This is a genomic window from Pseudomonas sp. SZ40 (assembly GCF_052958135.1).
This window is the reverse complement of record NZ_JBQWIF010000069.1, coordinates 1-11,552: the sequence shown is the minus strand read 5'-3', so window position 1 is coordinate 11,552 and position 11,552 is coordinate 1. Positions and strand designations below refer to the sequence as shown.

At 63.7% G+C, this 11,552-nt stretch carries 7 protein-coding genes; 6 read left to right on the top strand and 1 reads right to left on the bottom strand.

The features are described 5' to 3' along the window. The first annotated feature begins 1,034 nt into the window (after positions 1-1,034). The gene (locus tag ACT9T4_RS26265; protein ID WP_499119781.1) at positions 1,035-1,262 is read left to right on the top strand and encodes a DUF6316 family protein; all 228 of its coding nucleotides are present in this window, start codon (positions 1,035-1,037) and stop codon (positions 1,260-1,262) included. 69 nt (positions 1,263-1,331) lie between these two features. Here the strand turns inward: ACT9T4_RS26265 and pap are convergent, their stop codons facing one another. After that, entirely contained in the window at positions 1,332-2,825 is a 1,494-nt protein-coding gene (pap, locus tag ACT9T4_RS26260) for a polyphosphate:AMP phosphotransferase (protein WP_042554016.1), read from the bottom strand. Between the two features lie 128 nt (positions 2,826-2,953). Between pap and mnmC the strand changes: the two genes are divergently transcribed. From mnmC to ACT9T4_RS26235, 5 genes are all read left to right on the top strand, one after another. Beyond that, on the top strand, positions 2,954-4,912 hold the full coding sequence (gene mnmC / locus ACT9T4_RS26255; RefSeq protein ID WP_499119779.1) for a bifunctional tRNA (5-methylaminomethyl-2-thiouridine)(34)-methyltransferase MnmC2/FAD-dependent 5-carboxymethylaminomethyl-2-thiouridine(34) oxidoreductase MnmC1: 1,959 nt from the start codon (positions 2,954-2,956) through the stop codon (positions 4,910-4,912). 243 nt (positions 4,913-5,155) lie between these two features. After that, positions 5,156-5,599, top strand: a complete 444-nt coding sequence (locus ACT9T4_RS26250) for an REP-associated tyrosine transposase (protein WP_179538450.1) — start codon at positions 5,156-5,158, stop codon at positions 5,597-5,599. Between the two features lie 508 nt (positions 5,600-6,107). Beyond that, positions 6,108-7,877 carry an N-acetylglutaminylglutamine amidotransferase gene (locus tag ACT9T4_RS26245; RefSeq protein ID WP_042554013.1) on the top strand — a complete coding sequence of 590 codons (1,770 nt, stop codon included), beginning with the start codon at positions 6,108-6,110 and terminating at the stop codon, positions 7,875-7,877. A gap of 133 nt (positions 7,878-8,010) precedes the next feature. Next, on the top strand, positions 8,011-9,753 hold the full coding sequence (ngg, locus tag ACT9T4_RS26240) for an N-acetylglutaminylglutamine synthetase (RefSeq protein WP_042554012.1): 1,743 nt from the start codon (positions 8,011-8,013) through the stop codon (positions 9,751-9,753). A 434-nt stretch (positions 9,754-10,187) separates the two neighbouring features. Then, positions 10,188-11,378 carry an osmoprotectant NAGGN system M42 family peptidase gene (locus ACT9T4_RS26235; RefSeq protein WP_042554011.1) on the top strand — a complete coding sequence of 397 codons (1,191 nt, stop codon included), beginning with the start codon at positions 10,188-10,190 and terminating at the stop codon, positions 11,376-11,378. Positions 11,379-11,552: the final 174 nt, after the last annotated feature.

Here is an 11,552-nt window from a genome sequence, read left to right as displayed (position 1 = left end):
TGTAGGAGCCCGCTTGCGGGCGATCCGTCGTTCGGCCTCCCCGATCTATCAGAATGGCCACCCTCGCTTCGCCCGCAGGCGGGCTCCTACGGGGGGCGCGGCGGCGCGAATCGCTACCGTGCGGAAGGTTGGAATGCCTCGAATCGGCTAGCGCCCTCAAGTCCAAAAAATCACTCGACTGTAGGAGCCCGCTTGCGGGCGATCCGTCGTTCAGCCCCCGATCTATCAGCATGGCCACCATCGCTTCGCCCGCAAGCGGGCTCCTACGGGTGCGTGGCGGCGCGAATCGCTTCCGTGCGGAAGGCTGGAATGTCTCGAATCGGCTAGCGCCCTCAAGTCCAAAAAATCACTCAATTGTAGGAGCCCGCTTGCGGGCGATCCGTCGTTCGGCCCCCGATCTATCAGAATGGCCGCCATCGCTTCGCCCGCAAGCGGGCTCCTGCGGGGTGCGCGGCGGCGCGAATCGCTTCCGTGCGAAAGGCTGGAATGTCTCGAATTGGCTCGCCCTCACCCCCAAAACACCACTCGACTGTAGGAGCCCGCTTGCGGGCGATCCGTCGTTCGGCCCCCCCGATCCATCAGAATGGCCACCATCGCTTCGCCCGCAGGCGGGCTCCTACGGGGGGCGCGGCGGCGCGAATCGCTACCGTGCGGAAGGTTGGAATGCTCGAATCGGCTCGCGCCCCCAAGCCCAAAACACCACTCGACTGTAGGAGCCCGCTTGCGGGCGATCCGTCGTTCGGCACCCGATCTATCAGAATGGCCACCATCGCTTCGCCCGCAAGCGGGCTCCTACGGGGTACGCGGCGGCGCGAATCGCTACCGTGCGGAAGGCTAGAACGTCTCGAATTCGGCTCACGCCCTCACCCCCAAAACGCCACTCGACTGTAGGAGCCCGCTTGCGGGCGATGGTTGATCCGCCCGGATCCATCGACATGACCGCAGCCAGCCAGACTGCACGTCCGGGCATCGCCAGCAGATTTTCCATCCGCTGATACACTGCATGGGAGATCAGTTCACAGGAGGTGACAGGCATGACGACTCAGCGTGCACAGGATACGACCCAGACCACCCATTTCCGCAGTGACCGGGTCACCACGATCAATGGTCGGTTCTTCTTCACGACGCGCGAAGGCACCCTCGAAGGCCCCTACTTTTCCCGGGATGAGGCCGAGCGCAGCATCCCTCGCTATATCGACCGCATGCTGCAATCGCTGGCAATCATCGAGAGCCGCAACGGCGAGGGTGGTTTCAGGCCCTGACCCACTGGCCATCAACCCTGGGTCTCGCTTCGCTCAACGCCAGGCCAGGGGCCGCGGATACCGACGGCCTCAGCGCCCGTCCTTTTCGAAAGCAGCTTCCAGCGCATCATTGATGGTGCGCAGTACCTTCACACGGGCGAACTGCTTGTCGTTGGCTTCGACCAGCGTCCAAGGCGCCAGGCGAGTACTGGTGCGATCGACCATATCGCCCACCGCTTCGCGGTACTGCGGCCACTTCTCGCGGTTACGCCAGTCTTCCTCGGTGATCTTGAAGCGCTTCACCGGATTGGCCTCGCGCTCGCGAAAACGCATCAGCTGGGTGTCGCCATCGATGGCCAGCCAGAACTTCACCAGCACCACGCCGGCATTACTGAGCTGCTCCTCGAAATCGTTGATCTCGCCATAGGCACGCAACCAGTCCGCCGGTTCGCAGAAGCCCTCGACCCGCTCCACCAATACCCGGCCGTACCAGGAACGATCGAACACGGTGAACTTGCCGCGCGCCGGAATGTGCCGCCAGAAACGCCAAAGATAAGGTTGCGCACGTTCCTCCTCGGTCGGCGCTGCCACCGGCACGATACGGTATTGCCGGGGGTCCAGCGCCGCGGCGACCCGGCGTATGGCTCCGCCCTTGCCAGCGGCATCGTTACCCTCGAACACCGCCACCAAGGCATGGCGGCGCATGCGTTTGTCGCGCATCAACAGTGACAGGCGTGCCTGTTCGCGGGTCAGTTGCTCGCGATAGTCAGCTTTGCTCAGGTGCGCACTCATATCCAGGCTGTCGAGCAGACTGCGCTGGTCGGTTCGAGTCATCAACGGCGTGGCATGAGGCAGCGGCGCACGCTCACCCGTACCGCGCAGTGCGGCCTGCAACCCCTCGAGCAGAACGCGCCCAACAGTCAGGCTGCGGTAATTGGCGTCCGCACCGGCGACGATGTACCAGGGCGAGTAATCGCGGCTGGTGCGCCGCAACAGATCCTCGCCGACACGTACGAACTTGTCGTAGGTCTTCGACTGCTGCCAGTCCAACGGGCTAAGGCGCCAGCTGTGCAACGGATCGTCCCGCAGGCTCTCGAGACGGCCCAGCATCTGTTTCTTGGAGAGGTGGAACCAGAATTTGAAGATCAACGTGCCTTCGTTGCAGAGCATCTGCTCCAGGCCGAGCGCGCCGTCGATGGCGCCATTGAGGTCGTCCTTCTTCAGGTCGCCGTGGACGCGGCCCTGCAGTATCTGGCTGTACCAGTTGCCGAAGAAGATACCGATCCGCCCCTTGGGCGGCAGTTGCCGCCAGTAGCGCCAGGCTGCCGGTCGGGCCATTTCTTCGTCGGTCTGCTGGTCGAAGGTGCTGACCTGGATCAGGCGCGGGTCCATCCACTCGTTGAGCAACTTGACCGTCTCGCCCTTGCCTGCGCCTTCGATGCCGTTGATCAGGATGATCACCGCCGAACGCCCCTGCTCGCGCAACGCATATTGCGCCTCGAGCAGCGCCTCGCGCAGCACCTGCTCTTCGGCGTCGAAAGTGGCCTTGTCGATGACGTGGTCGATCTCGGCGGATTCGAACATAAGCACCTCTTCCTGAACGGTATGCTCCAGACTAGGGGCCGTTGGCATTGCAGTGCAAGCCGCGTTGGCGCTCACGCTGCACATCGCCCCTGTTAGAATCGCCGCCCTGCCCGTTCAGGAACGCCGCCATGGCCGATCAACACGCACAACTCGACTGGGACGAAGAGGGCCAGCCCTCGTCACGCCAATACGCCGACGTCTATTTCTCCCGGGAGAACGGCCTGGAAGAGACGCGCTACGTATTCCTCAGCAACAACGACCTGCCGCAACGCTTCGCTGCGCTGCAACCTGACGAGCAACTGGTGATCGGCGAAACCGGGTTCGGCACCGGCATGAACTTTCTTTGCGCCTGGGAGCTGTTCGAGCAAATGGCCCCAAGCGGTGCACGGCTGCATTTCGTCAGTGTCGAAAAGCACCCGCTTACCCACGCCGACCTGCAGCGCGCGCTAGCGCTGTGGCCGTCGCTGCAGCGCTATAGCCAGCAACTGCTCGATGGATATGTCGGTATCAACACGGGCTTTCAGCGCCTGGTTTTCGACGCCGGTCGCGTGGTACTGACGCTGATGATCGGCGACGCGTTGGCCATGCTGCCGCAGCTCGATGCTCGTGTAGACGCCTGGTTTCTCGACGGTTTCGCGCCCTCGAAGAACCCCGAGATGTGGACCCCCGACCTGTTCGCTCAGCTGGCCCGGCTAAGCACCGCGCAAACCACGCTCGGCACCTTCACATCCACCGGCTACGTTCGCCGTGCGCTCAACGACGCGGGCTTCCAGATGAAGCGGGTTCCCGGCCTCGGCAAGAAATGGGAAGTCATGCGCGGCACCTTCGGCGGTGCAGCCAGCACCTCGAGCAAGCCGTGGTTCGCCCGCCCGGCCCATAGGCCACGCGAGTGCAGTGCATTGGTGATCGGCGCAGGGCTCGCCGGCTGCGCCACCGCCGCCAGCCTTGCCGCGCGGGGTTGGCAGGTGGAGCTGCTGGAACGCCATGCGACCATCGCTCAGGAAGCGTCCGGCAATCCACAGGGCGTGCTGTATCTCAAGCTCTCCGCCCATGGCACGTCACTGTCGCGGCTGATCGTCGACGGCTTCGGTTTCACCCGCAGGCTGCTCGAGCGTCTGCACAAGGGACAGGACTGGGACGACTGCGGCGTGCTGCAACTGGCTTTCGACGAGCGTGAAGCACAGCGCCAGGCCAAGCTTGCCGCCGCCTTTCCCGACACCTTGCTGACTCAGATCGATCGTGAGAAAGCCGAGCGCAAGGCGGGTGTCGGGCTGGCCAGCGGCGGGCTGTTCTACCCCGACGCCGGCTGGGTGCACCCGCCTGCGCTCTGCCAGCATCTGATCGCTCACCCAAAGGTGAACCTGCACGGTTGTCAACATGCCTTGCAGCTCAAACGCGTGGACGGTGAGTGGCAGGCCTGGAGCGGTGAGCGAATGATTGCCCGCGCAGCGGTTGTCGTGCTCTGCGGGGCTGCGGATATCACCCGCTTCGCACAGAGCGCGCAGTTGCCGCTCAAGCGCATCCGCGGGCAGATCAGCCGCCTGCCTGCGTCACCAACGAGCATCGCGTTGCGCACTGTGGTGTGCGCCGAAGGTTATGTGGCGCCGGTTCGCCAGGGCGAACATACCCTGGGCGCCAGCTTCAATTTCAACAGCGATGACCTGACGCCGAGTGGCGCCGAACACGCCAGCAATCTGGAGCTGCTGCGGGAGATATCCGGCGACCTCGCCGACCGCCTGCAAGTCGACGCGCTCGAGCCGGATACGCTGCAAGGCCGCGCGGCTTTTCGCTGCACCAGCCCGGACTATTTGCCTATCGTCGGGCCGCTCGCCGATCCTGTCGCCTTCGCCGAGGCCTACGCCGTACTGGCCCGTGACGCCCGCCAGGTGCCGCAGGTACCTTGCCCCTGGCAGGAAGGCTTGTACATCAACGGCGGTCACGGCTCCCGCGGGCTGATCACCGCACCGCTGTCCGGCGAGCTGATCGCCGCCTGGCTCAACGACGAACCGCTGCCAGTCCCCCAGGACATCGCCGAAGCCTGCCACCCCAACCGCTTCATGCTGCGGCAACTGATCCGCAAGGGCTGATATCTACCGATTGGTGCGCGGCGCGCCAACAGTTGCGGCCTTACCGCGATTCGGACGTTGCCCTTGCGATTCACAGCGGGGGCGCGGTTCCTACCATGGCGATCGCAATACCGTATCCGTAGGAGCGTCGCCCCCGGCGCGAATGATCGTGGCTGTACCGCGGATCCCAGCTGTTCGCCAAAAACGAATGTTCCGATCGCTGAACTACACTAGCGAAACACGTAGATCCAAGGAGGGATTAATGTGAACGCCAATCACCGATTTGCCCATAGGCTTCGCTTGGGAAGGTGGTCAGCCCATGGCCAGGTTTACCTGATAACCACGGTGACTCTGAATAGAAAACCTGTCTTCGCTGACTTTCACCAAGCCAGGAAGCTGATCAACATAATCAAGCAGGACGCACTGGCGGGTACGCACACGACGTTAAGCTATGTGTTGATGCCTGATCATCTACATTGGCTCTTTCAGTTACGACAAGGAACCCTGTCACAGCTCGTTGGTAGAGTGAAGTCGCTGTCGTCGAGGCATATCGGTGAGCCAATCTGGCAAAAGGGTTTCCACGATCATGCAGTGCGCAGAGAGGACGATGTACTTCATATCGCGCGTTACATCGTAGCCAATCCATTGCGCGCTGGATTGGTAAAGCGAATAGGCGATTATCCGCACTGGGATGCAATCTGGCTCTAGTGGGCCATACCGCAATTCGATTGTTGCCCTTGCGATTCGCCGCGAGGGCGCGGCTCCTACCACGGTGATCGCAATACCGTATCCGTAGGAGCGTCGCCCCCGGCGCGAATGTTCGTGGATGTGCCGCGATTTCAGCGTTGCCCTTGCTATTCACCGCGGGGGCGCGGCTCCTACCATGGTGATCGCGATACCGCATCCGTAGGAGCGTCGCCCCCGGCGCGAATGATCGTGACCACGCCGCGATTTCGGCACTGCCGCCAGTACTGGCCGCAAGGAAGGATTCGCAAGCCGTACGCCACCCACCCCGTCATTTTATTGAACATTCCTGCGCCGAGGTGACTCGAAAAAGCTCGGGACCGCTGTGCTGCCGCAGGCATGCATCGGTCCCAGATGCTCGATTGTCTCCGGTGCGCGGTGACGCGCGCTGGAACTCAGAACCGGTACACAACTGGTACGGACTGACGCTAAGGAGGAACAGAGCCCAGGAAATACGAGGGCTTTATAGACTATGTGCGGAATAGCAGGCGAACTACGCTTCGATAACCAACCAGCCGACCTGGCTGCCGTTGAACGTATCACTCACCACCTCGCCCCGCGTGGCCCTGACGCCCATGGCTTCCATAGCCGCGGCCCCGTTGCGTTCGGTCATCGCCGGTTGAAGATCATGGATCTCGCCGAGGCTTCGGGCCAGCCGATGATCGATAACGATCTCGGCCTGTCGATGGTCTTCAACGGCGCCATCTACAACTACCCGGAATTGCGTGGCGAGCTGGAACAGCTTGGTTATCGCTTCTTCTCGGGCGGCGATACCGAAGTGCTGCTCAAGGGCTATCACGCCTGGGGCGCCGACCTGCTGCCCAAACTCAACGGGATGTTCGCCTTCGCGATCTGGGAACGCGACAGCCAACAGCTGTTCATCGCCCGCGACCGTCTTGGCGTGAAGCCGCTGTACCTGTCCAAAACCAAGGATCGTCTGCGATTCGCTTCCAGCCTGCCAGCGCTGCTGAAAGGCGGCGACATCGGCAAGACCCTCGACCCCATCGCACTCAACCACTACTTGAACTTCCACGCCGTGGTGCCAGCACCGCGCACCATTCTTGCCGGTGTCGAGAAGCTGCCACCCGCGACCTGGATGCGCATCGACGTCAATGGCAAGGTCGAGCAGAAGGTCTGGTGGACGCTGAACTACGGCCCGAACGCCGACGAAGCCAACTACGGTTTCGACGAGTGGCGCGATGCGGTACTCGACGGCATGCGCGAGGCGGTCTCGATCCGTCAGCGTGCTGCGGTCGATGTCGGCGTACTGCTTTCCGGCGGGGTCGACTCGAGCATGCTGGTCGGCCTGCTGCGTGAGGCCGGCGTCGAGAACCTGCTGACCTTTTCCATCGGTTTCCAGGATGCCGGTGGCGAGCGTGGCGACGAGTTCCAGTACTCGGACCTGATCGCCAAACGTTTCGAAACTCAGCATCACCAACTGCGCATCGGCGAGAACGAGATTCTCGATCAGTTGCCAGCGGCCTTCCGCGCCATGAGCGAGCCGATGGTCAGCCATGACTGCATCGCCTTCTACCTGCTCTCGCGGGAAGTGGCCAAGCACTGCAAGGTGGTGCAAAGCGGCCAGGGCGCTGACGAGCTGTTCGCCGGCTACCACTGGTACCCGCTGGTCGATGGCGCCGAAGACGCCTTCAGCGCCTATCGCAAAGCCTTCTTCGACCGCGAGCACGATGAATATGCCGCTTGCGTGCAACCCGCCTGGCTGACCGATGACGTGGCCGGTGAGTTCGTCCGCCAGCACTTCGCCCAGCCCGGTGCCGACGCGGCCGTGGACAAGGCGTTGCGCCTGGACAGCACGGTGATGCTGGTCGACGACCCGGTCAAGCGTGTCGACAACATGACCATGGCCTGGGGCCTCGAGGCCCGCACGCCGTTCCTGGACTACCGCCTGGCCGAATTGTCCGCGCGCATCCCCGGCCAGTACAAACTGCCAGAAGGCGGCAAGTACGTGCTCAAGGAAGCGGCGCGCAAGGTCATCCCTTCCGAAGTCATCGACCGCAAGAAGGGTTACTTCCCGGTGCCGGGTCTCAAGCACCTGGAGGGCGCTACGCTCGGTTGGGTTCGCGATCTGCTGGTCGACCCGGCTCATGACCGCGGCATCTTCAACCCGCAGATGCTCGACCGCCTGCTGACCGACCCGCAAGGCCAGCTGACCCCGCTGCGCGGTTCGAAGCTGTGGCAGATGGCAGCACTCAACCTGTGGCTGAGCGAACAGGGGCTGTAAGCGAGGACGGGGGAGCCAGTGGCTCCCCCGCAACCCAACAGGAATGGCCGAATCCGCCTCGATGCGGATCAGCAGACAGGTCAACCGATCGCCGGCACATGCCGGACATGCGAAAGCAAAGGAACACTCTCCAATGCGAGCCACTGCCCACAATCAACGCCTCCTGCGAGGCCAATCCCCCTCCTACGAGCGCCTGCAGGCCCGCTTCGCCGAAGAGCACGGCGACGGCATCAGCCAGCCGCAGATCGTGCATTGCGGATGGGGTCGACTGCTGATCGGGCACACCTTCCCGGATGCCTCGGTGCTGGCTGAAGAGCTGCTCAGCGAGCAGCCCGGCGAGCGCGACATCGCCCTTTACGTCGCGGCGCCACAGCAGGTGCTGTCGTATGCACCCCAACAGCTCTTTCTCGACCCGTCGGACACGCTGCGCCTGTGGTTCAGCGACTACCGTCAGGCCCGCCGCGGCTTTCGTGGCTTCCGCGTGCGGCGCGCGCAGACGCCAGCCGACTGGCAGGCGATCAACTGCCTGTACCAGACTCGCGGCATGCTGCCCATCGACACGGAAAAACTGACCCCCCGTCATCAGGGCGGCCCGGTCTACTGGCTGGCCGAAGATGAAGACAGCGGCGCGGTGATCGGCAGCGTGATGGGCCTCAATCACCAGAAGGCCTACCACGACCCGGAACTCGGCAGCAGCCTGTGGTGCCTGGCGGTGGACCCAGCCTGCAGCCGCCCAGGCGTTGGCGAAGTACTGGTGCGCCATCTTGTCGAGCACTTCATGAGCCGTGGCCTGAGCCACTTGGACCTGTCCGTGCTGCACGACAACGGCCAAGCCAAGAAGCTGTATGCCAAGCTGGGTTTCCGCGAGCTGCAGACCTTCAGCGTCAAACGCAAGAACGGCATCAACCAGACGCTGTTCCTCGGCCCCGGCCCGGACGACAACCTCAATCCTTACGCGCGCATCATCGTCGACGAAGCACGGCGCCGCGGCATCGATGCCCATATCGATGACGCCGAAGCCGGTCTCTTCACCCTCAGCCAGGGTGGACGCCGCATCCGCTGCCGTGAATCGCTGACCGACCTGACCAGCGCCGTGACCATGACCTTGTGCCAGGACAAGCGCCTGACCCACCGCACCCTCAGCCGTGCCGGTCTGAGCCTGCCAGCCCAGCGCCTGGCAGGCAGCGCGGAAGACAATGCGGCCTTTCTCGCCGAGCACGGCAGTCTGGTGGTCAAGCCGGTAGACGGCGAACAGGGCCAGGGCGTCGCCGTCGACCTGCGCACACCGGCCGACGTGCAAGCCGCCATCGAGCGCGCCCGCCCCTTCGACGAGCGTGTGCTGCTGGAGAGTTACCACGAAGGTTTCGACCTGCGCATCGTGGTGATCGGCTTCGAAGTGGTCGCCGCCGCGATCCGCCGCCCGGCAGAAGTGCTGGGCGATGGCCGCCACACCATCGGCGAGCTGATCGACGCGCAGAGCCGTCGCCGTCAGGCCGCCACCGGTGGAGAAAGCCGCATCCCCAAGGATGCCGAAACCCTGCGCACCCTGCATGCCGCCGGCTTCGACTACGACAGCGTGCTGCCTCAGGGCAAGCGAATGGCCGTGCGCAAGACCGCCAACCTGCACACTGGCGGGATTCTCGAAGACGTCACCGGCATCCTCCATCCGACGCTCGCTGAAGCCGCGGTCAAGGCCGCTCGCGCCTTGGATATTCCCGTGGTGGGCCTCGACCTGCTGGTACCGGCAGCCGATCAGCCCGAGCACGTGTTCATCGAGGCCAACGAACGCGCCGGCCTCGCCAATCACGAGCCGCAGCCGACCGCCGAGCGCTTCATCGACCTGCTGTTCCCGCTCAGCCACGGCGTAGGCGATTGAGCATGACACGTGATTCCGGAAGTTCTTACCGGTTGCGGCATACCGTGTAGGTGCGTCGCCCCCGGCGCGGATGATGGCGGCCGTAGCGCTGCCCAAACGATTCGCCGCGAGGGCGCGGCTCCCACGGAGGTGGTTGCATCACATCGTATGTAGGAGCGTCGCCCTCGGCGCGAATAATCGCGGCCATACAGCAAGGTCGGGCTAGCCAAACGATTCGCCGCGGGGGCGCGGCTCCCACGAGGCGGTTGCATCACCTCGTGCGTAGGAGCGTCGCCCCCGGCGCGAACGATCCCCAAAGCTCTTTGAAACCCTCACCGCTATAGCAGGTCAGCATGTAACAGAGACCTGATTCTTACCGTCCGTCGACAGGCGTCAAAGCATTCACCCAAGACTGACGCCGCTCGGCGGCCATCCCCGTCATAGATGGAGATCCCATGTCGCAAATTCCAGAACCCGACCTCGAGTACATGCAGAAAGTACTGCTGGAAATGCTCGCCATTCCCAGCCCAACCGGCTTCACCGACACCATCGTGCGCTACGTTGCCGAGCGCCTGACGGAAATCGGCATCCCTTTCGAGATGACCCGGCGCGGTACCATCCGCGGCACCCTCAAAGGCCGTCGCTACAGCCCGGACCGTGCGGTTTCCGTGCACCTCGACACCATTGGCGCCATGGTGCGCGAGATCAAGGACAACGGCCGCCTGTGCCTGACCGCCATCGGCTGCTGGTCGAGCCGCTTCGCCGAAGGTAGCCGCGTCAGCGTGTTCAGCGACCATGGCGTGCTGCGCGGCAGCGTGCTGCCCCTGCTGGCGTCCGGGCACGCCTTCAACACCGAAGTCGACCAGATGCCGATTTCCTGGGACCACGTCGAACTGCGCCTGGACGCCCTGGTCGCCAGCCGTGCCGACTGCGAAAGCCTTGGGGTTTCGGTTGGTGACTTCGTGGCCTTCGATCCGCTCCCCGAGTTCACCGAGAGTGGCCACATCAGTGCCCGCCATCTGGACGACAAGGCGGGTGTCGCAGCGCTGCTCGCCGCGCTCAAGGCCGTGGTCGAAAGTGGCCAGGAGCCGCATATCGACTGCCACCCGCTGTTCACCATCACCGAAGAAGTCGGCTCCGGCGCGGCCGCTGCACTGCCATGGGACGTCAGCGAATTCGTCGGTATCGACATCGCTCCGGTCGCCGCTGGCCAACGCTCCACCGAGCACACCGTCAGCGTGGCCATGCATGACTCCGGCGGCCCTTACGATTACCACCTGTCCCGACAACTGCTGCGCTTGGCCAGCGACAACGAGATCCCGGTACGCCGCGACCTGTTCCGCTACTACCACAGCGATGCCCAATCCGCGGTTACCGCCGGCCACGATATCCGCACCGCGCTGATCGCCTTCGGCTGCGACGCCACCCACGGCTACGAACGCACCCATATCGACAGCCTCGCCGCCCTCTCCCGCCTGCTGGGCGCCTACCTGCTCAGCCCACCGGTATTCGCCAGCGACGCACAACCGGAAAACGGCTCCCTGGAGCGCTTCAGCCACCAACTGGAACACGATGCGCAGATGGAAACGGACACCCGCGTGCCGACCGTCGATAGCTTGGTGGGCAATAGAGATAGAGAAAGCTAAGCCAGCGTAGGAGCCATGCCCTCGCGGCGAATCTCATCGGCAGCACAGATTGCGCAACACACCCACCATCGCATCGCCGGCAAGCCGGCTCCTACGTGATCGCGTTGATAGCTGAGCCCATGTAGGAGCTGGCTTGCCAGCGATTGGCGGCCATTCGCTATTCTTGCAGTCTGG

Excerpts from the sequence above, each read along its gene's own strand:
- ACT9T4_RS26265 (WP_499119781.1), top strand. The coding sequence starts at position 1,035 with ATGACGACTCAGCGTGCACAGGATACGACCCAGACCACCCATTTCCGC.
- pap (WP_042554016.1), bottom strand. The coding sequence starts at position 2,825 with ATGTTCGAATCCGCCGAGATCGACCACGTCATCGACAAGGCCACTTTC.
- mnmC (WP_499119779.1), top strand. The coding sequence starts at position 2,954 with ATGGCCGATCAACACGCACAACTCGACTGGGACGAAGAGGGCCAGCCC.
- ACT9T4_RS26245 (WP_042554013.1), top strand. The coding sequence starts at position 6,108 with ATGTGCGGAATAGCAGGCGAACTACGCTTCGATAACCAACCAGCCGAC.
- ngg (WP_042554012.1), top strand. The coding sequence starts at position 8,011 with ATGCGAGCCACTGCCCACAATCAACGCCTCCTGCGAGGCCAATCCCCC.
- ACT9T4_RS26235 (WP_042554011.1), top strand. The coding sequence starts at position 10,188 with ATGTCGCAAATTCCAGAACCCGACCTCGAGTACATGCAGAAAGTACTG.